Here is a 23,919-nt window from a genome sequence, read left to right on the forward strand (position 1 = left end):
CCATCCGTCGTATGCACGTAGAGATATCTCATTTAGAATAACAATACCCAATTTCACCTAACTCTTGATGAGTCAGAATAGTAAAGGCGCAGGCTTTCTACAAAACTCAGAGCAACCGATCGGATCGGTTTTCGGGTGATGCAACCCCTTCCTCACTCTGGATCGCCTCCAGGAGCATCCTGAGCTTCGCTGAGGGCGCGGTTCCCATCACATCGAAGAGCTGCTGGGAGAACTCCCGGTAGGCTCCCCAGATCTCCGCGTACCGGCCCTGACGGGCGAGGACCTTAACGTACACCGCCATCACATCCTCACGGATCGGGGCGGCCTCATGGGCATGTTTAGCGAAGAGCGCTGCTGAGGGGATGGGGCCAACCTCAAGCGCGCGCTGTGCCGCCCTAGTCAGGGCGTCCACATAGGCGTGTTTCAGCTCCTCTTCTCTTCTCAGCATCATGCCCGACGTATCCTGCGGGGAGACAACCAGATCCCCCTGATAGAGCTCCAGCAGGTCCTGGGTCGCTTGGAAAAGCCGATCATCGTCGGTGCCGCGGGAGAGGATCTCCCGCACGAGCGCCTCACACTTATCCACATCGCAGATCACGCAGGTAGGGTTCAGCGAGATCCTGCCATCCCCGCCGACGATGAACTTCGTGGTGGTCCCCTTCTGCTTCACAACATCCCGAAGCGTAGAGACTGCTGCATAGATGCGGGGACGGCCGGTCAGATAGTCCACGCCGGGCCACACCGCATTCAGGAAGTCCACGCGCCTGATTGTGTGGCCGCGTTTGGCCACAAGCATGCCCAAAAGCACGCGGGAGGATCTTCTTGGCCAGCGGTTCAGGAGGATCGGCTCCCCGTCCACCTTGACCTCAAAGTGTCCGAGCATCGAGACCTCCAGCAGCTTGGGGCCTTCTCCCTTTGCCCGTACGCACGGTTTGCCGCCGAGCAGCTGTGAGGCCTGAAACTCACCGTGGTGTTTGGATGTGCCCCAGCGTCCGGCTTGGATGTCCCACTCCACCGGTGCGCTCTTCTGGAACTTCCGGTCGCTTTCGCGCAGCAGCTTCGCAAACCACAGCAGGTGGTCCGGCAGCGGCGCCTCGCTTCCCTTCAGCTCATACCCTCCATGGGCGGCGCGGATCCAGGCGCCGATCGCCTTACCGTCAGTGCTCCGGCAGGAGCCCAGGAGCTGTTCTGCCACCGAGGGCTGCTTGTCGTATTGGATCTGCGCACGCAGCAGCACGATTATCTCAGTCAGCGACGGCGCGTCCTGACCCCTGAGCATAGGCTGCGCCTTCAGAAGCGCAGGATACGCTGCCTGAGGCGAGCCGTTACGCATCAGCTGCACCGCACAGATAAGGTGCGCAAGGGCTGAGCCCAATGCGTCGCCGAAGACATCCCACGCCTTGGCTATGCCTTGGGCCTCACCCAGGACAGCCTCACCGGCAGTGAGTGCCTTGTAGCCGAGGAACAGTGTCTGGGCCCACAGGCCAAATGCATCCTCACGGCTCAACAGCTGCTGTGGCCAAACCCCGGTCTGCGCATCGAGTAGAGCGTGGAAAAAACAGCAGTCTGCCTGGAAGAGCTCCGCACACTGATCCTGCTCATCTATCGCCTCGGTGAGGCGCGCCCGCAGTTCCTCGGGTTTCGTGCAGGCGGTCTTCCAACAGGCGATATGGGATCGCAGTGAAACAGGAATGGTATCTCCTGAGAGCGCCTGTTCGGCCTCCTTGGGGCTGTTCAGGCTCTCACGCATGCTACGGAGCGCCACAAGCACTGGTTCGGCCTGAGAGCGGTCCCGTTGACTGAACTGCTTTTTGGCAGCCTGTACCTCCCTGTAGTTCCCACAAGCCAGCGTGCACGCCAGTTCGGCCTGCTCACGGTAGTGGGAAAGCGAGGATTGGCTTTGCGTGGCCACCAGTGCCTGTCTGATCAGCCTGATGCTTCCGGCCGCTACATAGTGAGGCGCCTCACGCACCAGATGCCGAGCCACTGCATCGGTGAGTCCGAAGGTGGCAATGAGATACGCGCTGCGCGCATAGGCGCCCTGCTGTTCCGTCATCGCGATGAGCCGCCGCTTCTGCTCCTGTGGGAAGGTCTTGATTGCCGCGACAGTCTTTGGAAGGTATCTGAAGACCCCCTCATCGGCGACGGCGCCGCACCAGAAGCTATTCGTCTTTTCCTCGACCGAAACGAGGGGAAGAAAGTGTGCGATGAAGGAAAGGTCTTTACCGCTCCCCTGTCCTGTGACTGCCAGAACATCGCTCAGGCGGCCTTTCCCACAGGCGATCATCGTATAGAGAAGTTGACGCTGCTCGCTTGAGAAGGTCTGTGCCGCCTCGGTGACAGAACGGTCAAGCAGCTCCCCGAAGTGGGCACAGTCTGCCTGCGTGAGCCCTCCTGCCTCATCTCCCTCACAGCCCTCCAAAACCTGCATCAGAGAATACGCACCGTTTGAGAGTGCAAGCGCCTGATCAAAGGCGACCGGAGCGTTCCAGAGATCCTCCTCTCCTTGAGTGATGCGGAACCTGTCTGAGCCCATCACCCCGGCACGGTTCAGGTACTCAAGCAGTGCAGCGTTCTTGGGCTCCACTAGGCAGACGATTTCGAGGTGATGACGATTGAGATAGCGGAAGAGACGGGCAATTGAAGAGAGCTGATCCTGTGGAATCTCGGGCAAGTCACAGACGATAACAATCGTGCGCCCACCGGTGTGTTTGGAAGCGAACTGTCGAACTATACCTTCCAGGCTTTCAGTGAGATCCGAAACTTTCACATGCTCATATGAGCAGGCAGCAACGTCACCTCCCCGTCTCTCGACCGCTTCGGCCATATGCGTAAAGAGGGACTCCAGGTTCTGTGGCAAGCAAGTCTCAATGCAAACAATATGATTCGCATCGAGCTCCCCTAACAGCTCTGAGCTGCTCTTCCACAGCATGTGATCAAAGAACCTCCCACTGGAGATCTTCCCGGTAGCGTCTGAATTGTGTAATGTGCGAATTTGTACTCCGTTCTTCATGTCTTTTCCTTCCAAAGACCTTGCATTTTTACGGAGCTCAAATGTAACGGTTTTCAATATCTAACACGATTCTCTCTCAGCTTATTTTGGATTAGTTCTTGTTACTATTTTGCATAATTTTCTTACAATATGCATAAGTTTACTTCCACATTTTGCACATAAAGTTTAAATACATGATTTACCAGGTGTTTTGCAATGTTAAAATACTTATTTTATTTGTTAGATGTTTCAAAACTCATATATATGTAGGATGCATTTACAAACTGTTCTCCGGTAATTAGTCATGTTTTTAGGCGACAGGGCGATATTTCCGATAAACGGTAGTTATACCGCCGTAAGCGTGAAAGAAATTAGCCCGATGAGGGTGGCAACGCAAATCCGTACCGAACAGACGTACACAGAGGCGTCATTGATGTTCAGCTACAAGGACAAGAAAAAGGTGATCGATCTCTATTACAACTACGGCAGGAAAATCACTGCCGTAACCGGTGAGCTTACCTACCTGGACAAGCACACTTTTGTACAACTGGATCAAAGAGTGTAAGACGCTAGGTATCGTCCCGCAGGACGGCCACAGCAAGAACAGCTACACCGACGGACATAAGTGCACTGCGATTGACCACTACCGCAGCCACAGCAGATACATCGCCTTCACATACCGCAGGCTTAGCTTTCCTTCAAAGGGGCTTCTGTGGAAACCCCAAAGCATCGCCACCATGGAACTTAAAGCAAAAGGCGCCCTTAAGGCTTTCTGGTAAGCAGGGCCTTGCGAGGAAAGTGGCAAAAGAGCTTGGGGTCAGCCGTAAGGTACACTGCTTGTGAAAGTACCAGCTGCTCGCAAAGAAGATACCCGCCATACCAGAGCCCAATGACAACGGCTCCAGAAGCGCAGGCAAAAGAGGACCGACCTTCTGCGGGAGCTCGACGAGCCCGAGCCATATCCCTTAAGTGGAAACGTAGTCGCTGTGCAGACACGACAGCCACAGGCGCTGTGGCGCCAGGAAGGGCAAGCTCGCCTCCTGAAGGCGCAGACGCGATAACGTAGAGGGTACACGCCTATGCACCCAACGAATCCAAGCTGACCTGCATCCTTAAGCGCGCCTTCGACGCTCACGTACCGCACACCCACCTTACAGGTGAGCTGACCTACGTGTGCGTGCTTTGCATCTGGTACCTGAGTCTGTCTGTACTTTGAGCTGGATATCTGCATAATCGGCGATCACATGTCCGGCGCAAGGAAACTTATGAAGTCAGCCTTTGTAAGCGTGGCGTTTTCGCTCTTTGCCAAAGACGTGTCCCACACCAAGTGCGGTTTTAAGTTTGACAGTGCGGCGATAGGCGAGCTCTTTAGGATCATGCAGTCGAGGTACAAGAAGGGCTGCCCTGTGACAGCGCTATCGTCGAGTCCACCAACACGATACAAAAAGCCGAGTTTGTCTACCACAAGAGCTTTGAGAGCCTCTATGAGCTGCAAGCTGAGCGCTTAGGTGTGGTGGTACAGCTACGAGCGGATGCACTTAAAGCTAAGTTAGATGGGCCCGGTCAAGTTCAAGGAAGAGTCCCTCACGATTCCGTCCAAATAGATGTTGCCAATCCCAAGGGCAACCTCGCCCACGCATGGACGCTCAAGGAGGACCTTCAGGGCCGTCTTAAAGCACGGAGGATGTGCAGCACCTGGATGAGGGCTGCCGCATACTGCAGGATCGCGCCTGTAGGCGGTATCGAGAAGAAGGTCAGGCACAGACGTACCGACATCGTGGCAGCCGTCGAGCTCGGAATCGGCAGTGGGCGCGTGGAGTCGATCAACAACAAGATCAAGGTGAGTGTGCGGATGGACTATGGCTTCAAGAACACGGACAATCTGGTATCGCTGCTCGTGCTGCGCTGCTTGGACCTGCAGCCTGTCATGTCCTGGGAGGAGCGAGAGGAGACAGGAAAGGTCGAAGCCAGCAGAAGACGCGACTGTGAGCGGTCAAGAAGACGGCGGAAGGAGCGCTTCTCTGCTGCCGCCTAGCTTTCAGCCACAGGGACCAACGAAGGCTCAAAAATATCCCTCGTTGGTCAGCGACGACCTACCCTCCCACGGACTACACCGCAGTACTCTCGGCGCTCGGGGGCTTAACTTCTGGGTTCGGAATGGGACCAGGTGTACCTCCCCTGCCATAATCGCTGACCAACGAGGGATATTCTCTTGTGAAGGGAAACGTGTACCTTCAGGGCCGCATAGCACACATATAAGGCAAAAGATATATCGCATACGTGATATCGTAAAAAGAAGAGCTCGGCCGATTAGTGCCGCTCGGCTCAATGCATTGCTGCACGTACACCTGCGGTCTATCAACCTCGTGGTCTACGAGGGGCCTTACCGAAAGGAAAACTCATCTTGGGACGGGCTTCCCGCTTAGATGCTTTCAGCGGTTATCCCAACCGGACTCAGCTACCGGGCAGTGCCTGTGGTAGACAACCCGTACACCGTAGGTCCGTCCACCCCGGTCCTCTCGTACTAGGGGCAGCCTCCCTCAATTTTCCTACGCCCACGGAGGATAGGGACCGAACTGTCTCACGACGTTCTGAACCCAGCTCGCGTACCGCTTTAAATGGCGAACGGCCATACCCTTGGGACCTGCTCCAGCCCCAGGATGCGATGAGCCGACATCGAGGTGCCAAACCTTCCCGTCGATGTGGACTCTTGGGGAAGATCAGCCTGTTATCCCCGGAGTACCTTTTATCCGTTGAGCGACGGCCCTTCCACTCAGAAGCCGCCGGATCACTAGAGCCTGGTTTCCCATCTGCTCGGCTTGTTTGCCTCGCAGTCAAGCCTGCTTGTGCTCTTGCACTCAAAAGGATGATTGCCGACCATCCTGAGCAGACCTTACGCGCGCCTCCGTTACTCTTTAGGAGGTGACCGCCCCAGTCAAACTACCCACCAGACACGTTCCCCGTGCCGGATCACGGCCACGGGTTAGGATGCCAGAACGTCGAGGGTGGTATTCCAAGGGTGACTCCACTGAGACTGGCGTCTCAATATCTCAGTCTCCCACCTATCCTCTACACGACGGACCGGCAGCCAATGTCTAGCTGCAGTAAAGGTTCACGGGGTCTTTCCGTCCTTCCGCGGGTAAGTCGCATCTTCACGACTAGTGCAATTTCACCGGGTCCATGGTTGAGACAGCGTCCAAATCGTTACGCCTTTCGTGCAGGTCGGAACTTACCCGACAAGGAATTTCGCTACCTTAGGACCGTTATAGTTACGGCCGCCGTTTACCGGGGCTTAGATTCGCTGCTTTGCTTGCGCTGACAGCTCCTCGTGACCTTCCGGCACCGGGCAGGCGTCAGACCCTATACGTCGTCTTACGACTTCAGCAGAGTCCTGTGTTTTTGATAAACAGTCGTTTGGACCTTTTCACTGCGGCCACATCCAGCTTGTGCAGCACGTGCACTCACACGCTGTGGCACCCCTTCTTCCGAAGTTACGGGGTTATTTTGCCGAGTTCCTTAACCATGGTTCTCCCGATCGCCTTGGTATATTCTACCCACCCACCTGTGTCGGTTTTGGTACGGGCTCCGAGTATCTCCCGAGAGGTTTTTCTTGAAAGTATGGGCTTGCTCACTTCGCTCAATCGTTTCGGGCGCCACCTCAGTTTATAGCGGCAGGCCGCATTTCACTGACCCGCCTACCTACGTGGCTCCACGGGGACGTCCAGAACCCCGCTTGAGCTACCCTGCTTTGTCACCCCATTGGTAAAAACGATACGTTGGAGGTGCAGGAATATCTACCTGCTGTGCATCGACTACGCCTTCCGGCCTCGCCTTAGCTCCCGACTGACCCTGGGAGGATTAGCCTTGCCCAGGAAACCTTAGGTTTACGGCGCAGGCGTTTCTCACGCCTTTCTCGTTACTCATGCCAGCATTCTCACTTCTTGCAAGTCCACGCAAGGTTATCCTTGCGCTTCACCCCATACAAGAAAGCTCCCCTACCAAAGTATCTATAAAGATACAATCCGTCGCTTCGGTACCATGCTTAGCCCCGTATATTGTCGGCGCATGTCCACTCGACCAGTGAGCTATTACGCACTCTTTAAATGAATGGCTGCTTCTGAGCCAACATCCTGGTTGTCTGAGCAAACGCACATCCTTTGCCACTTAGCATGAATTTAGGGACCTTAGCGGACGGTCTGGGCTGTTTCCCTTTCGAATACACGGCTTAGCCCACATATTCTGACTCCCAGGCTCTGAAACGCTGGCATTCGGAGTTTGATTGGTGTCGGCAGGCGGTGAGGCCCCCTCTACCATTCAGTGCTCTACCTCCAGTGTTGAACGCCTGAGGCTAGCCTTAAAGCTATTTCGGGGAGAACGAGATATCTCCAGGTTTGTTTAGCCTTTCACTCCTATCCTGAGGTCATCCCCTCAGTTTTCAACCTAAGTGGGTTCGGCCCTCCACGGGGTCTTACCCCCGCTTCAGCCTGCCCCAGGATAGCTCACCTGGCTTCGCGTCTACAGCATGCGACTCAATCGCCCTATTCAGACTCGCTTTCGCTTCGGCTCAGTTTCTGACTTTGACCTTGCCACACACCGTAACTCGCTGGCTCATTCTACAAAAGGCACGCCGTCACACTTACGCAAGGTAAGCGCTCCGACTGCTTGTAAGCACACGGTTTCAGGTACTATTTCACTCCCCTCCCGGGGTGCTTTTCACCTTTCCCTCACGGTACTTGTCCACTATCGGTCACGGAAGAGTATTTAGGCTTGGAGGGTGGTCCCCCCTGCTTCCCACCGGGTTTCACGTGTCCGGCAGTACTCAGGAGCAGGCTCATGCGCTCTATGTTGGATTCGCGTACGGGACTCTAACCCTTTTCAGTCAGCCTTTTCATGCTGTTCTGCTTCCGCAAGCGCTGCACTTTATTGCCTGCCCTACAACCCCGTCTGCGGTTTCCCTACAGGCGGTTTGGCCTCATCCTCGTTCGCTCGCCACTACTTGGGGAATCTCGGTTGATTTCTCTTCCTCCGGCTACTGAGATGTTTCAGTTCTCCGGGTTGCCTCGCCTAAGAATATGTGTTCTTCTAAGGCGTGCCAGAAAATGAGTTCTGGCGGGTTTGCCCATTCGGATATCTGCGGGTCAGCGAGCATGTGCCTCTCACCGCAGCTTATCGCAGCTTGTCACGTCCTTCATCGGCTTTCCGTGCCTAGGCATCCACCGTGTGCCCTTACCATCTTCTTTTTGCTTAAAACCTTGTCTTTCAATGGTTGGGATATCACTACCATCAATGTCTTTGCATTGATGCGATCAGATGCGATTATCTTTTGCTAGAAAAGAAAAGTTGTTGCTTTTGTTGTGCTATGCGGCTCTCAAGGTACACGAGGGGTAAACCCTCAAAACCGGATACTTGTGACTCACCTATCAAAGAAGTGAAGTGAAAAGACACACACCTATACAGTAAAGCTTTCTAAGTACTCCCTAGAAAGGAGGTGATCCATCCGCACGTTCTCGTACGGATACCTTGTTACGACTTCACCCCCCTTACCTTCCACACCTTCGGCGCCTCCCTCCAAAAGGTTAGGCCGACGACTTCGGGTGCAGACGACTCGGGTGGTGTGACGGGCGGTGTGTACAAGGCCCGGGAACGCATTCACCGCGGCGTGCTGATCCGCGATTACTAGCAACTCCGACTTCGTGGAGGCGGGTTGCAGCCTCCAGTCCGAACTGGGACCGGCTTTAGGGATTCGCTTGTGCTCGCGCAGTGGCACCCCGCTGTGCCGGCCATTGTAGCACGTGTGCAGCCCAGGACATAGAGGGCATGATGACTTGACGTCGTCCCCACCTTCCTCCGGCTTAACGCCGGCGGTCTCGCATGGGTGCCCGGCCGAACCGCTGGCAACATGCGACGAGGGTTGCGCTCGTTGCGGGACTTAACCCAACATCTCACGACACGAGCTGACGACAGCCATGCACCACCTGTTCAGACTCCTTTCGGCCACGGCGTTTCCGCCGCTTCATCTGAGTGTCAAGCCCTGGTAAGGTTCTTCGCGTTGCTTCGAATTAAGCCACATGCTCCGCTGCTTGTGCGGGCCCCCGTCAATTCCTTTGAGTTTTAGCCTTGCGGCCGTACTCCCCAGGCGGGGCACTTAATGCGTTAGCGTCGGCACGGAAAGTAAAGCCTCCCCACACCTAGTGCCCATCGTTTACGGCTAGGACTACCAGGGTATCTAATCCTGTTCGCTCCCCTAGCTTTCGCGCCTCAGCGTCAGTCATGGCCCAGAAGGCCGCCTTCGCCACCGGTGTTCTTCCCAATATCTGCGCATTCCACCGCTACACTGGGAATTCCACCTTCCCCTACCAGACTCGAAGCCCAGCGGTATCGGGAGCGGACGGGGGTTGAGCCCCCGGATTTAACTCTCGACCTACTGGGCAGCCTACGCGCGCTTTACGCCCAATGAATCCGGATAACGCTTGCCCCCTACGTATTACCGCGGCTGCTGGCACGTAGTTAGCCGGGGCTTCTTCTGCAGGTACCGTCACTTTCGCCTCGTCCCTGCTGAAAGCGGTTTACAACCCGAAGGCCTTCATCCCGCACGCGGCGTCGCTGCATCAGGCTTTCGCCCATTGTGCAAGATTCCCCACTGCTGCCTCCCGTAGGAGTCTGGGCCGTGTCTCAGTCCCAATCTGGCCGGTCGGTCTCTCAACCCGGCTACCCATCATTGCCTTGGTAGGCTTTTACCCCACCAACAAGCTAACAGGGCGCGGGCCCATCCCTTGCCGCTAAACACTTTCCCATCTTTTTCATGTGAGAAAGATGGAGTATCCGGTATTAACCACGGTTTCCCGAGGCTGTCCCGATGCAAAGGGCAGGTTGCCCACGTGTTACTCAGCCGTTCGCCACTCTATACACACCCGAAGGTGCTTTAACCGTTCGACTTGCATGTGTTAGGCGCGCCGCCAGCGTTCATCCTGAGCCAGGATCGAACTCTCCGTTCAAACCATTTGCAATCAAGCAAATAGAAGATGAAATGAAAGAGTGTGTGTCCTGTATCGAATGATCACGCTCGCCAAATAAAAAAGCGGATTCATCATGTAGTTCTCTTTTTTTAAGGAAAAAGAAAGAATTGACGGAAGTACATGGTGTTTAACTACCAAATACAACCGTTAGTACACAAATCACTGTCTTTTAGTGTTTGTCACACAGTATCCGGTTTTCAAGGTTCAGCGCACTTTGAAGACCAGTGCCCCGAAGCGCGAGCATTAACCCTACACGCCCACCGACCCCAAACATGTGGGATTTGTCATGTTCACAGAATGGACACAACATAGGACGTTTGGGAAATACCAAATATTTTAGGAAATGACCTATAGAGAGCTGGATCTGACTAGCTGAATCGCGGCTTTCATCAGCTTCATGCGCTCAACACTATTCGAGGCTTCCGCATAGATTCTCACCATCGGCTCAGTCTCCGAAGCGCGGATCATTGTCCAGGATCCATCGGAAAACGTCAGTTTCAGTCCATCGCCGTGCGAGACGCTCTTCGGTTTCTTCCCTGCAAGGCTGGAGGGATTGAGTCCTGGCAGCATCAGACGGAACGAATCGATCGATCCGTAATCCATACGGATATCGCGTCTTCCATAGTCGTAGTGGCCGATCGCACGCTCCAACTCCTCTTCAAGCTGGGCGATCGGTTCGTTGCGCATGGCACGATATTCCACCATTAAGAGTGCTGCCAAAAGCCCATCGCGCTCCGGGAAATGCGAGGGGATACATACACCCCCATATTCCTCAGTCGCGAGCATCACTTGGGCATCCCACATCTCCGCATAGAGCCGGTTAAAGCCGACGAGCGTCTCGGTCAGTGGAATCCCCAACCGTTTTGCCTGCGTCTTGATCGCAGAGGAGCAGGAAATGGTCGCCAAGACCTTTCCGTTGCGCTTTCGATCAGTTACCAGATGGTCCATCAGCAGCGGGATCATAGTTTTCGGCGTGAGCAGGTTGCCCTTCTCATCGACCACTGAGAGCCGATCGGCGTCTCCGTCAAGCACCAATCCCATATCCGCTTTTGAGGACACAGTCCCAGCTTCACAATCATCGACCCACGGCTCCATCGGGTCAGGATGGATGCCGGCAAAATCATCGTGCAGGCCTCCGTGGATCTCCGTCACGTCGCACCCGATATCGCGCAATATTCGGGCGAGATAACCCTCGCCCGCTCCGTACATCGGATCGACCATCACCTTCAGATGGGCATCGCAGATGAGATCTTTATCGACATAGGAAAGGATGTGGCACAGGTAATCATCCATCAAATTGATTGTTTCATAGGATCCACGGCCTTCGGGGGCGGAGGGCGGCATCGTCGCTTCCAGCTCATTCTTGAAGATCCGCGTCGCAGGGCTGCCGTCCCGCATCAACAGCAGGACCCCACCATAATCTGCGGGCGCTTCGCTCGCTGTAATCATTAAACCGCCGACTGCATCGGGATCTTTGGAGATGCTCCATCCCAGCGCCGGCGTCGGGCAGATACGGTCCGACAGGTACACCCGTAAGCCCTTAGCGGCCATAACCTCAGCTGCGAGCATAGCCATCTCACGCGAAGCAAAGCGCGTATCGTCTCCGACTAAAACCCGCGAATGGGGCTTTGCCTCTTGCCATATTGTGGCAACACCATCGGCTATGCGTGCAACTGATTCTTCATTAAATCCGTCATCATACCGTGCACGCCAACCGCGAGTGCCAAATCGGATGATGCTCATGGAGGCTCCTATAATTGTGTAGTACCCAGGGCTTCTTTGAAAGCTTCGGCATATTCAGGATCGCTCAGCGCCATCCTGGCATTCGTCGCAGCCCAAGCGGCTGGGGTTCCGGTATCGCAACCCTCATTCGGGTCGACTACAAGCGCGTAGATATCTTCCTCTGAAAGTAGTTTGACCAAAGAGTCGGTCAGCTGAATCTCTCCGCCAGCGCCCGGCTCCTGGGTGGCCAAAAGCTCCATCAGGCGCGGTGTCAGAAGGTAGCGGCCGACGATAAAGAGATGCGAGGGGGCATCTTTCGGCTCCGGCTTCTCGACCATGCCGGAGAGTTTCCACACGGCGCCTTCCTGCTCCGGGTCGCTGAGCTTGCACCCATCATAGGACCCGATGCAGGTACCACCAACGATTCCGTAGCGGGAAACCTGATCCTCTGGCACCGGAGCGACCGCAATCACTGAACATCCGCCGTGCGCCTTTGAGACGTCCGCCATGCGCACGCACATCTGACGGTCCGGCACAAAGTAATCCCCAAGCAGAACAAAGAACGGATCCCCATCCATCTTATCTGCAGCGCAGTGGATCGCATGACCCAAGCCCAGCGGCTGCTCCTGGTAGACAAAGGAGACGGGCAGACTGCCTGCCTGCTTTACGAGATCCGCAAAGGTATCCTTGCCACGCTTGCGCAGCAGACCTTCAAGCTCTAGGTCTTCAGAGAAATAGTGCTCGATTTGAGGCTTCTCATGGGAGTTCACGAGCACAACCTCGTCGACCCCCGCTGGCTCCAGCGCTTCCTCGACCACGTATTGAATCACTGGTTTGTTGAGCACAGGTAGAAGCTCTTTGGGCGTGCATTTCGTTGCTGGCAAAAATCGCGTCCCTAAACCAGCTGCTGGAATAATGGCCTTCATAGAAGCAATCCTCCTTATATCGGATGGACAGGTAAAACCCTTTTCTGGAACCAATTGTCGTAGGATACCCCAGCCGCTCTACGCACTGCCTTCCTATATGCCTAAGGCTTCAGATAATCCGTGGACGGCATCCGCATGAGATTTTCCACACCACTCCTTCATACCTTTTTGATACGAACTCTATGACTCAATCTCTTAAAGCTGATCGAAGGTGTCCGCCATCACGCCGGCCATCTCAGGCCCAGCGCCGAAGCCGGGACCGACGAACCTGATCCCTGACTGGGCCAAATCTCTCGTCGCGATCTGGACGGCTTGCATATCGTCCATCTGCGCCTGCTCAGTGCGCTCCTCTGCCCTCGTGTCAGCCTTAATCCTGACCAAGATGCTGATTCCCGCGTTTGAGGCAGCATCCACAAGCCTGCTGGAGCGCGCTTCAGCTCCCACACAGTCGAGCCCTTCGATGCTCACGCAATCCAGGTGCAGATCACGCGCCCGCTCAATCACCTCGTAGGGCGTCGTGCCGTCAGCCAGATTTCCGTCCGGGCCCAGCACAACTGAGCCAATCATGGGCCGATAAGCTCCCAGCTCGCGTGCGTGTGCGCCATAGTAAGCACCGCGCGCCGCAACCGTGAGGTGGTACATATCGGGCATTCCATCGAGGAATACCCCGTGGGCATGCTTGGAAACGAGCGTCCGGGCTTGCTTTTCGTAAGCCTCTTCCGCTTCCTCATCGCTTGAGGAGTCGTTCAGACAGCTCGGCCCCAGCGTCCCCACCACAAAGGGTGAGGCACTCTTAAAGGCCAGGCGTACCGCATGTGAGTTGGCATCCTCCATACGGATCCCACACTGCTGTTTCGCGAGTGTTGGGGCAGAACAGTTCTGTGTATAGGTCAGCGCGACATCCGCGCCGATATCGTGATAGATACGGGAAACGTGTGCAACCGTCTCCCCTTCGAACATCACCCATTCAGCATCGCGGATCGTGTCTGCCAAAGGATATTTCTTCAGCATATCCGCAACCGATCCGGCAAAAACCAGATGCTCCGTGCTCGTGGGTTGTAAGACCTCAGTCAAGCTGAGTGCGACTTTATCATCCGCGTCTAATTCTGGCACAAGCTGCCCCTTTTTTTATTTTTCGAACGTAACACCCTGTTTTTTCATGTACTCAATCCAGCGGCGCTGTGTGTCCATCGAAAGCGCATGCTCCATCAAGCAGGCCTCGGTATCGGCGGTCTCAGGATCGACTCCTAAGTCATCCGCGAGGAACGCGCGCAGCACCCGATGGCACATCCACACATGTTGAGCGTACTCTCTCCCCTTGGGCGTAAGTGTCACTTTTCCATAACGCGTCTGATCAACCATGCCGCTTTCTTTGAGTGTTGAGAGGGCCTTGTTGACCGAAGCCTTCGAAACATTGAGTTTCTCCGCTACCTCGACACTGCGGATACCCTCCCCGGCATCCGCGTCACCGTTCTCCTTCGCGATCCTATAGATCGCTTCAAGGTAATCTTCATTTGCCATGGTAAGGCTGTGCTGAGGTCCAACATCTGAGCGAGCCATACTTTTGCTCCTATAATCGATCGCTTTTTCGGTTAGTTTTCACCATCCTCATACCCCAGATACGTATGGTGCAACCAACCATCACTACATCCACCCATCCGGACGGGGTGAACGGCGCACAAAAATGCAGTAGCCATTCCTCCTGCTACTGCATCGATCAAACTTTTTACTGCTGAGGCGGACTCTACGAAGCAAGCTCCTCCTCAGTGTCCTCGATATTCGTGCGCACGATGTGGGCACCCAGGGACTGTAGCTTCTCGACAAAGTGCTCGTAGCCACGGTCGATGTGGTGGATCGCGGAGACCGTTGTGAGGCCCTCTGCGACCAGACCGGCCATAACGAGAGCAGCACCGCCGCGCAGATCTGGGGACTTCACCTGAGCGCCTGAGAGCTTCTTCACACCGTGCACGATCGCATGGTGGCCTTCGATCTTGATATCGGATCCCATGCGGTTGAGTTCGCTTGCGAACATGAAGCGGTTCTCAAAGATATTTTCGGTGATAATGCAGGTTCCGTCTGACATCGAGAGCAAACACATCGTCTGCGCCTGCATATCAGTCGGGAATCCCGGATACGGTAGTGTCTGGATATCGATCGGATGGATTGGACCCTTGCGGTAGATCGTGCAGCAGCGGTTACCGCGCTCGACGGTGAGCCCCATCTCTTCGTACTTACGCAGGACTAATCCTAAGTGCTGCGGCTCAAAGCCCTTCACGGTGATCGGACGGTCCATAAGGCCTCCGATTGCCAGGAAGGTCCCCGCCTCGATGCGGTCCCCCACGACCCGGTGGGTAACCGGGTGAAGCTTCTTCACGCCACGGACCTCGATGATCGGGGAACCAGCGCCTTTGATATCGGCACCCATCTCGCAGAGCATATTCGCTAGATCGACGATCTCCGGCTCACGCGCCGCGTTGTCGATGGTCGTGACGCCCTTCGCGAACACCGACGCCATCATCAGATTCTCGGTCGCACCGACGGAAGCAAAGTCCAGCGTGACGACCCGGCCGGTGATCCCGTTCGGAGCCGATGCGTGGATATTCCCATGGTCGATCTTGAACTTCACTCCTAGGGCCTCAAGGCCCAGGATGTGCATATCGATCTTGCGGGCGCCGATCTTGCAGCCGCCCGGCATTGCGACAACCGCCTTCCCGAACCGGGACAGGAGTGGTCCCAACACGGCGGTTGAAGCGCGCATCTGCGCAACGAGCTCGTAGGGCGTCTCCCACCTGTCCACCCCGGAGGTATCGATGCACAGGGTGTGCTGATCGCAGACATCGATGGTGGCGCCTAACTTCTTGAGTACCTTCCCCATCACATGGACGTCCGCGATATTCGGGACGTTGGTGAGTGTGGTGACGCCGGGCGCCATGATGGTCGCTGCCATCAGTTTCAACGCCGAGTTCTTAGCGCCTTCAACAGTGACCTCCCCCTCTATCGGGTGGCCACCCTCAACTTCAATGACTTCCATACTGCACCTTGTCTAGTTACGCTTTTGAGCAGTTGAGGTGGTTTTGACCTGCTTCAGCAACAGATCGCACCACTTGATCTTGTTTTGGTAGTACGCGCGGCGGTGGTCGTCCTCAGGCAGCGCATTGCGGGCATCGATCGCCTTCTGCTTTGTCTCGTTGACCACTTCCGGCTCGATATCGTCGATATCACGCGCATGGTCGGCGAGCACGATCACCGTATCGTTTGAGATCTCGGCGTAGCCGCCGGAGATAACGATACGGCGAAGATCGCCGCCGTCCTGCTTTCTGCGCGTGATCCTCATTACGCCGTCGCCGAGCGCCAGGATCTCGGCCGCATGGCCGGGCCAGACGCCCACTTCTCCGGTGTAGGAAACGAGGACTACGTGGCCGATAGGCCCCTCATACAGAAGCCTATCCGGACGTACAATTTGACAGTTCAGTTGTGCCTCTGCCATAGCTATCTTTCCTATTCAGCAGTCTCGGCCGCTTGCGTCTCAGCCTGCATCTTCGCGGCACGCTGGCGCACGTCGTCAATCGTGCTTGCGTTGCGGAACGCCTGCTCAGGGATATCATCGCACTTGCCGTCGATGATCTCTGCGAAGGAGCGGACCGTATCCTCGACGTGGACATAGACGCCGGGCTGGCCGGTGAACTTCTCTGCTACGTGGAAGGCCTGGGACAGGAACTGCTGGACCTTGCGGGCACGAGAGACGGTCTTGCGCTGCTCTTCGGAGAGCTCGTCCATACCCAGGATAGAGATGATGTCCTGAAGGTCCGAGTACTCCTGCAGGATCTCCTGCACGCCGGTGGCGACACGGTAGTGCTCTTCACCGACAATGGAGGGGTCAAGCGCGGAGCTGGAGGAAGCCAGCGGATCGACAGCCGGGTAAATACCCAGCTCGGTGATCTTACGGGAGAGGACCGTCGTTGCATCCAGGTGCGTAAAGGTCGTAGCCGGTGCCGGGTCGGTCAGATCGTCTGCCGGGACGTAGACTGCCTGCACGGAGGTGATGGATCCCTCACGGGTGGAGGTAATTCTTTCCTGTAGATCGCCCATCTCGGTCGCCAGCGTCGGCTGGTAGCCGACGGCGGATGGAGTTCTGCCGAGCAGTGCGGAGACCTCAGAGCCTGCCTGTGAGAAGCGGAAGATGTTGTCGATAAAGAGCAGCACGTCCTGGCCTTGGTCGCGGAAGTACTCTGCCTCGGTCAACCCCGCCAAACCGACGCGCAGACGGGCTCCGGGCGGCTCATTCATCTGCCCGTAGACCAAGCAGGTCTTGTTGATGACGCCGGACTCGGTCATCTCGAGGTACAGGTCGGTGCCCTCACGGGTACGCTCGCCGACACCGGTGAAGACGGAGGTGCCGTTGTGCTCCTGCGCCAGGTTGTTGATCAGCTCCTGAATAAGGACGGTCTTACCGACGCCTGCGCCGCCCAGAAGGCCGGTCTTGCCGCCACGGACGTAGGGCTCAAGCAGGTCAATAGCCTTGATGCCCGTCTCGTAGATCTCCGTGGTCGTGGTCAGATCGTCAAATTCAGGGGCGGGACGGTGGATCGGGTAGTATGAGACGCCCTGCGGCATCGGCTTGTCGTCGACTGGCTGGCCCATAACGTTCCAGACACGGCCGAGGGTTGCCTCGCCGACTGGCATCATCATAGGACGGCCGGTATCGTGGGCCTCCATGCCGCGCTGCATTCCGTTGGTTGACGCCATAGCGACACAGCGGACGATACCGTGGGGAAGCTGAGACTCAACCTCCAGGACCACGTGGACCTTGCCCACCGGCGTGGTGCCGTCGACGATCAGCGCGTTGTAGATATCCGGCACCTGGTTATCGAATTCAACGTCGACAATTGCACCGACGATACGATCAACAGTACCGACCCCGGCGCTGTGCTCTTTTAAGTTGCATTGCAGCGCCTCAAAGTCAACACTGTTCTTTTTCTTCTCTGCCATCAGTTGTTGTCCTCCAATGCGGACGCACCGCCGACAATATCGTTCAGCTCGGTCGTAATTGAGCTCTGACGAACACGGTTATACATACGGCTCAACGACGTTACCATATCGTTCGCGTTATCCGTCGCGGACTGCATAGCACGGCGGCGTGCGCCGTGCTCAGCCGCTGCGGAGTCAAGCAAGGCATGGAAGATGACCGTCCTGATGTAGGCGGGCATCAGATAGCCAAGCACGCGCGTAGCGGATGGATCGAAGGTGAACTCGGTATACATGGTCTGCCCGACCTTGCTGACTGCCTCGCGGGAACGCGGCGGGTTCGGGATCGCCAGATCCTCCGCCCTGACCGGGAGCAGCTGCTCCCGAACCTCATCCTGCTGCATACGGTTGCGGGCGTGCATGTAGTAGATCATGATGCGGTCGATAGACCCTGAGGTATAGCCGTCCATCGCATAGGATGCGATATGGTCTGCCTCATCGTCCGTCGGCTCACTGGAGATGCCCGTGAAGGACATGACCGGCTTCACACCACGGTAGTTGAAGTAATCAGTCGGCTTACGGCCACAGGTAATCAGCAAGGTCTGCTTGCCTTCACGCTGCAGCTTCTGCATCGCGCGCATGACCTCACGCTCGAGGTTGATGTTGAATCCACCGGCGAGGCCACGATCGGAAGCGATCAGTATAAACAGAACGGTCTTCTCTTTTTCATGCTCCTGGAGCAGGGGTTGATTGACATCGATCCCTGCATTCGCCACATTGGCAAGCATGTTTTTGATAGCGTCCTTGTACGGAGCCGCCTCCTGCGCACGCTCAAGGGCTTTGCGGATCTTCGCGGTGGAAATCATCTCCATCGTGCGGGTGATCTGCATCGTCGACTTGATCGAAGCGATACGTCTGCTTATTTCCTTAAGGTTCGGCATGTGCCGTGCCTCACGCTTTCTCGTTCTCGTCCGCAGAGTCTGTGGCGCCAGCATCCTGCTTTACGTGATGCTTCTCCAGGAAGCTCTGCTTAAAGTGATCAAGGTGTGTCTTGATACGGTCCCCCATTGCGTCAGAGATGCGGTTCTTTCTGATCTCCTGACGGATACCGTCGTGGCGCTCCTTCATGTACTGGACCATTTCGTCTCTGAATGGGATGACGAGATCCATATCGAGGTCGTCGACATACCCCTCTTTGCCTGCGAATAGGGTCAGAACCTGGTCTGCGACATCGAGTGCATAATACCGGCCTTGCTTCAAGAGCTCCATCATACGGGCGCCGTGGTTGAGCTGATACTGCGTCGTCGCATCCAGGTCGCTTCCGAACTGGGAGAACGCCTGCTTGTCGCGGTAGTACGCCAAGTCGGAGCGCAGGGTACCGGCAACCTGCTTCATAGATTTCAGCTGTGCGGAGCCGCCGACACGGGACACGGAGATACCGACATCGACTGCCGGACGCTGCCCCTGGAAGAACAGGTTGGTCTGCAGATAGATCTGGCCGTCGGTGATGGAGATCACATTGGTCGGAATATAGGCTGACACGTCGCCGTCCTGCGTCTCAATGATCGGCAGTGCCGTCATCGAACCCGCGCCGTTCTCATCGGAGAGCTTGCATGCGCGCTCCAACAGGCGGGAATGCAGGTAGAAGATGTCACCCGGGTAGGCCTCACGTCCAGGCGGTCTGTGCAGCGTCAGGGACATCTGACGGTACGCCACTGCCTGTTTGGAGAGGTCGTCATAGACAACCAGAACATGGCCGCCGGGGTGCTTTGCATCTGCAGGGTGTCCGTTCTTATCGTTGTACATGAAATACTCGCCGATTGCGGCACCCGCCATCGGCGCGATGTACTGCATAGGGGCCGATACCGCCGCCGTTGCGGAGACGATGATCGTCTTGTCCAGGACGCCGTGAGTGCGCAGTGCTTCACGGATCGTAGCGACCGTTGAAGCCTTCTGACCGATTGCGACATAGATACAGATGATGTCCGTATCTTTCTGGTTGACAATCGTATCGATTGCGATGGAGGTCTTTCCAGTCTTACGGTCGCCGATGATCAGCTCACGCTGACCACGGCCAATCGGCACCATTGCGTCGATTGCCAGAAGGCCAGTCTGCACCGGCTCGTTGACCGGCTGGCGCTCCATGATGCCCGGAGCCTTGAACTCGATCGGGCGGCGGTGCGTCGTATGGATCGGGCCTAAGCCGTCGATCGGCTGGCCCAGCGGGTTGACGGTGCGGCCGAGCATCTCATGGCCAACCGGGATATTCATAACACGGCCGGTCGTGCGGCACTCGTCACCTTCCTTGATCGCGTCAGCGTCACCGAACAGCACAGCTCCGACACTGCGCTCATCCAGGTTCTGCGCCAGGCCATACACGGTATTGCCTGTCTCAGAGCTGGTAAATTGGAGCAGCTCACCCTCCATAGCGCTTCTTAGACCCGCAATACGGGCAATACCGTCACCCACCTGGGTCACTACAGAAGATTCCTGTGTGTCAACCGTTGTCGTCACATCATTCAACTGTTTCTCAAGCTTCGATATGATGGCATTCGGGTTGATGGATTCACTCATTTACTCATCACTTCCGATGAAGGTTGAGGAAAGTTTCTTCCTGATGTTGGCAAGCTGTGCCTTTACCGATGCATCGTAGCGGTGACCATTCACAGAGACAATGATGCCACCGATGATGGAAGAGTCGACACGTGAAACAAGATAGACTGGAGACTTCAGTTGTTTTTCAAACTTCTTGATGATCTTGTCTCTCATCTCATCATCCAGTGGAATGGCGGTCGTAACCGTCACGGTGACGGTCTCATCGTCGTTTTCCATCATGGTTTGATACTGGTCAGCCACCTTACGCACCAGGTCCTGGTCATTGTCTGACCGCATCGCGGTCAGGGTCTCCAAGACCTCAGGGGTGAACTTCACAGCGTGTTGCCACTGTACCAAGTCCGCATTGGCTCTGCCCTCAGAGCGAGCGGCATTCAGCAGAGCGCGGGTATACGCCTCTACCTTTTCCTCATCATCTCTATTTGGCATCGTCGTTTCCTATTTCCTCAAGATACTTCTCAGCGAGATCACGCTGCTGTTGCTCGCTCAGGCCGTCTCCGATAATCTTGCCGGCGATCTGGACAGACAGATCGACGACGGAGTTTGAAAGATCGACCATCGCTTTGTGACGCTCAGATTCCACAACATCGTGAGCCTTGGCGATCGTAGCCGCAGCATCCTTCTGCGCTTTGGCCAGGACCTGAGAACGCTCAGCCTCAGCCTGCTTTTTCGCCTCAGCAACGATCTCATCGGCCTTGTGGTTTGCCTCATCGATGGCTCGCTTCGCTTCCTTCGCGCTCTTCGCTGCATCGGCCTTCGATTTTGCCGCGTCATCCAGATCGGATTTGATCTTATTCTCACGGGCATCCATTGCCTTTACCACGGAAGGCCACGCGAACTTAGCGAGGACGATCCAGATAATGACAAAGGCAATGCAAGCCGGGATGAACTCTGCCGGTCTCGGGATCAGCAGCGCCATTCCACCACCGCCTGAAGAGCCATCGTCAGCCAGCGCTAGTGTCGGGAGCGCAAAGGCGACGAAGCCCACTACACTCGCCGCGGTATTGCGGAAGAAGCTCGTTTTGTTCAATTTCATAATGCTCCCTCTTCCAGCCCGTCGACACACCTACATAATGGCTACAACAAAGCCGATCAGGCACAAAGCCTCAATAAATGCTGCTGCAAGAATGAAGACCGTAAACAGACGACCCTGAACCTCAGGCTGACGAGCCATGCTAGTTGCAACGTTGGCAGCCGAGAAGCTGATGCCGAATGCAGCACCAATCACGCAGAGTGCGTAGCCAATAACGTTCACAATTCCTCCTTTGTCACTCGCCAGTCCCTTTGGCCGGCGACTTTAGACACAACTATATACTGCAGGCAAAACCTGCGAGTAACCTTAATCAGAATCCGCTTCTGCGCCGTTGATATAGACCGCAGAGAGCAGGGTGAAGATGTAGGCCTGGATGAAGGCGATCATGAGCTCAACACCGTAGATCATCAAAAGCAGGAGCATCCACAGGATGGACATCGCGCCAGTGCCCACTGCCTGAGCGGTGATAGCACCATTGATCAGCGGGTCCAGGAAGATTGAGCACATGATTGCGAATGTACCCATGACCACGTGGCCTGCAAACATATTGCAGAATAGACGAACAGCCAATGTGATCAGACGCAGGAACGTTGAGAAGACCTCAATGATCCAGACCAAAATACGGATCGGCAACATGATGCCGCTCGGCGCCAGGGACTTCACATAGCCCCACAGGCCCTTTTTGCGGATGCCGACGTAGATGAAGTAGATGAAGGACATCAGAGCAATGGCACCCGTAACGCCAGTAGAGCCGGTACCCGGCCTCCAGGTCGGGAGCATGCCGATGTAGTTTCCGAACAGAACAAAGAAGAACAGCGTTGCCAGGAACGGGAAATGCTTTCTCCAGGTGTCCCCCAGCATTGCCTTCGCGATATCGTTCTCAACGAACTCGATGAGGTACTCGATACCGTTCACGATCACGCCGTGCGGCACCATCGACTCGCTCTGCTTTTTGGTGAACACCAACAAAACGGCGACACACACCACTGCAGCGATAATCATCCATACGGTATAGACCGTAAGTCCGACTGTCGTATCGCCGACGACTGCCTGAGGATAAAACGTATTGATGAGGTCGGTCATCGACTTTGAAACCTCAGCAAAGGCTTCGCCCACGGTAACTACTTCCCTTCATTTACCCACACACGTCAACGCATGCGCACAAACGTGGATATACTTGCGATCACATAGAGAGCCAGGAACGTGCCTACCGCCCAGATACTGAACAGCAAAAGATTTTCTCGCTGTGTCCCAGATACGATAGCGATCGCCATCGTCAGCAACACAAAAGAGAAGATAAGGCACGCTATTGCCTTTCCCATTCCCGCTTTGGTCCGGTTAGCTTGTACCCGAATAAGAAGCACTATACCCGGTAATGCTGCCACGATCCCACATATGACGGCAGTAGGGACAAAACTCACCATCCGTCCTCTCTTCATGCTTTGCATGTACACGGTGCAAGAACATAATTATAGAGTACTAGTCTGTACATATTTTTGCATAATTACAAGAAAACACCTGTGAATCAAACGATTTTTCAGGTAATTGGGTCACGACAGAAGGTCCACTTCTCGGCCGGGCCATAACCCCAGCTCCCCTATGTCGTATCCATTATACTGCTCCCACAAACCATCGCAAACTCGCAAGCAGATGGGGTCACATGACAGTTTGTGACCCTCGCTGACACGAGTACTTTCCCGTCCTCAAAGCCAGAAATCACAGTCCATCTGGATGTGACAGGAGCCCGCCATGTTAGCTAATTGCACCCCCCTAGACGGATTCTTGAGCTCGACAGTTCATCTAGGGAAACGATGATTAATGCCCCATAACGTGTCAGAGGGGACCGACCACACGACTTTTCGCAGCCGGAATGCGGGAAAGGCAGAAAAGGTTGCTCATCCAGCACGTGCAGGGGCCGCCATCCTTACATTTGTCCTGCCCCATGCACCGCAATAAGGCTCCAAGATGGATCAAGCGACGCTGAGAGCCGGGAGGTGCAGCCTGCCGGCAAAAGATGCACATGGGTAAGGTTTGCAAGGGCGAGGCAGACTCGAGTGTGCAGGCATCTTCTCTATCCCCCTGTAGCGCTTCCTTAAGGGGTCGAAGCGCCGCTTCACGATGAGGAAGGGTGCTTCTACCTTTAAGCGGCCGGATGCCTTCCTGGACTCGATGCCTTTCTCGGACAAGAGTGCACAGGCAAGGCCTTCTATGGTCGAAGGCTTCCTTAGCAACGCTTTAGCGCACAGATGAGAGGTGTGGGTCTTTATGCGTCCTTAAGGGCGCTTCGCTATACCTCTATAGCCTAAAGTCTGCGCAGCAGAACCTGTCATCTTCCCTTACGAGTGTGTGTGCCACAGGATATGTCAGATACATTCTAAGCGATCGTCTCCACACCGTGCACAAGGCCACCTGCGGCATCCACGCCGATATGCGCCTTGTATCCGATACGCCAGGCTCCCCCTTTCTTGGACTGGTGCACTTTAAGGGTCGCGTGCAAGGTCTTTGTTCTTCGTTAAGCTTTAAGGCCCAGGTGAAGGTCACATCCACCATGGAGCCGCCCCGCATCATGATCCCTGCCTTCTTAAGTTCTAAGTCCAGGCGCAAAGCACAAGCCTTGCCGAACTCCTCTCGCTTTAAGGTTATGGCACATCT

The 23,919-nt window shown here is 55.6% G+C and carries 18 protein-coding genes and 3 rRNA genes; 2 read left to right on the plus strand and 19 right to left on the minus strand.

Annotation, left to right across the window (positions count from 1 at the left end; translation table 11 throughout):
• Window positions 1-106: 106 nt before the first annotated feature.
• The gene (locus J4859_RS14680; protein WP_212331056.1) at window positions 107-2,860 is read right to left on the minus strand and encodes a bacterial transcriptional activator domain-containing protein; all 2,754 of its coding nucleotides are present in this window, start codon (window positions 2,858-2,860) and stop codon (window positions 107-109) included.
• Window positions 2,861-3,377: 517 nt separating this feature from the next.
• Between J4859_RS14680 and J4859_RS14685 the strand changes: the two genes are divergently transcribed.
• Entirely contained in the window at window positions 3,378-3,557 is a 180-nt protein-coding gene (locus J4859_RS14685) for a hypothetical protein (protein WP_212331058.1), read from the plus strand.
• A gap of 948 nt (window positions 3,558-4,505) precedes the next feature.
• Window positions 4,506-5,027, plus strand: coding sequence for a transposase (locus tag J4859_RS14690; RefSeq protein ID WP_249113836.1), 522 nt, complete (start codon window positions 4,506-4,508; stop codon window positions 5,025-5,027).
• A 45-nt stretch (window positions 5,028-5,072) separates the two neighbouring features.
• Here J4859_RS14690 and rrf read toward each other — a convergent pair.
• The 18 genes from rrf to J4859_RS17220 all read right to left on the minus strand — a co-directional run bounded on the left by rrf (window position 5,073) and on the right by J4859_RS17220 (window position 23,764).
• Window positions 5,073-5,187 (minus strand): 5S ribosomal RNA (rrf, locus tag J4859_RS14695).
• Window positions 5,188-5,282: 95 nt separating this feature from the next.
• Window positions 5,283-8,232 (minus strand): 23S ribosomal RNA (locus J4859_RS14700).
• Window positions 8,233-8,473: 241 nt separating this feature from the next.
• Window positions 8,474-9,987: ribosomal RNA gene (locus J4859_RS14705) — 16S ribosomal RNA — on the minus strand.
• Together the 16S, 23S and 5S rRNA genes form the textbook arrangement of a ribosomal RNA operon.
• A gap of 369 nt (window positions 9,988-10,356) precedes the next feature.
• Window positions 10,357-11,751: a phosphoglucomutase gene (locus J4859_RS14710; RefSeq protein ID WP_212331060.1), complete on the minus strand. Its 1,395-nt coding sequence runs from the start codon at window positions 11,749-11,751 to the stop codon at window positions 10,357-10,359.
• An 8-nt stretch (window positions 11,752-11,759) separates the two neighbouring features.
• Window positions 11,760-12,656: a UTP--glucose-1-phosphate uridylyltransferase gene (locus tag J4859_RS14715; protein ID WP_212331062.1), complete on the minus strand. Its 897-nt coding sequence runs from the start codon at window positions 12,654-12,656 to the stop codon at window positions 11,760-11,762.
• A gap of 195 nt (window positions 12,657-12,851) precedes the next feature.
• Entirely contained in the window at window positions 12,852-13,769 is a 918-nt protein-coding gene (locus tag J4859_RS14720; protein WP_212331064.1) for a homocysteine S-methyltransferase family protein, read from the minus strand.
• A gap of 15 nt (window positions 13,770-13,784) precedes the next feature.
• Complete coding sequence (locus J4859_RS14725; protein WP_212331066.1) at window positions 13,785-14,216, minus strand: metal-dependent transcriptional regulator; 432 nt, start codon at window positions 14,214-14,216, stop codon at window positions 13,785-13,787.
• A gap of 184 nt (window positions 14,217-14,400) precedes the next feature.
• The gene (murA, locus tag J4859_RS14730) at window positions 14,401-15,687 is read right to left on the minus strand and encodes a UDP-N-acetylglucosamine 1-carboxyvinyltransferase (RefSeq protein WP_212331068.1); all 1,287 of its coding nucleotides are present in this window, start codon (window positions 15,685-15,687) and stop codon (window positions 14,401-14,403) included.
• Window positions 15,688-15,699: 12 nt separating this feature from the next.
• Window positions 15,700-16,143, minus strand: coding sequence for an ATP synthase F1 subunit epsilon (gene atpC / locus J4859_RS14735; protein ID WP_212331070.1), 444 nt, complete (start codon window positions 16,141-16,143; stop codon window positions 15,700-15,702).
• Between the two features lie 11 nt (window positions 16,144-16,154).
• A complete protein-coding gene (gene atpD / locus J4859_RS14740; RefSeq protein ID WP_212331071.1) occupies window positions 16,155-17,645 on the minus strand; it encodes a F0F1 ATP synthase subunit beta in 1,491 nt (496 codons plus the stop codon).
• Window positions 17,645-18,562: an ATP synthase F1 subunit gamma gene (atpG, locus tag J4859_RS14745; RefSeq protein ID WP_212331073.1), complete on the minus strand. Its 918-nt coding sequence runs from the start codon at window positions 18,560-18,562 to the stop codon at window positions 17,645-17,647. The genes atpD and atpG overlap by 1 nt, the downstream gene beginning before the upstream one ends.
• Before the next feature lie 10 nt (window positions 18,563-18,572).
• Window positions 18,573-20,195, minus strand: coding sequence for a F0F1 ATP synthase subunit alpha (gene atpA / locus J4859_RS14750; RefSeq protein WP_212331075.1), 1,623 nt, complete (start codon window positions 20,193-20,195; stop codon window positions 18,573-18,575).
• Entirely contained in the window at window positions 20,196-20,663 is a 468-nt protein-coding gene (gene atpH, locus J4859_RS14755; protein ID WP_212331077.1) for an ATP synthase F1 subunit delta, read from the minus strand.
• On the minus strand, window positions 20,653-21,270 hold the full coding sequence (gene atpF / locus J4859_RS14760) for a F0F1 ATP synthase subunit B (RefSeq protein WP_212331079.1): 618 nt from the start codon (window positions 21,268-21,270) through the stop codon (window positions 20,653-20,655). The genes atpH and atpF overlap by 11 nt, the downstream gene beginning before the upstream one ends.
• A 30-nt stretch (window positions 21,271-21,300) precedes the next feature.
• Entirely contained in the window at window positions 21,301-21,489 is a 189-nt protein-coding gene (locus J4859_RS14765; protein WP_212331081.1) for an ATP synthase F0 subunit C, read from the minus strand.
• A gap of 84 nt (window positions 21,490-21,573) precedes the next feature.
• Complete coding sequence (gene atpB, locus J4859_RS14770; RefSeq protein WP_249113677.1) at window positions 21,574-22,383, minus strand: F0F1 ATP synthase subunit A; 810 nt, start codon at window positions 22,381-22,383, stop codon at window positions 21,574-21,576.
• An 854-nt stretch (window positions 22,384-23,237) separates the two neighbouring features.
• Entirely contained in the window at window positions 23,238-23,498 is a 261-nt protein-coding gene (locus J4859_RS14775; protein WP_212331084.1) for a hypothetical protein, read from the minus strand.
• Window positions 23,499-23,641: 143 nt separating this feature from the next.
• On the minus strand, window positions 23,642-23,764 hold the full coding sequence (locus J4859_RS17220; RefSeq protein WP_256436766.1) for a hypothetical protein: 123 nt from the start codon (window positions 23,762-23,764) through the stop codon (window positions 23,642-23,644).
• Between the last annotated feature and the right edge of the window lie 155 nt (window positions 23,765-23,919).

The sequence above is a fragment of the Atopobium sp. oral taxon 416 genome, assembly GCF_018128285.1.
Taxonomy (GTDB): domain Bacteria; phylum Actinomycetota; class Coriobacteriia; order Coriobacteriales; family Atopobiaceae; genus Olsenella_L.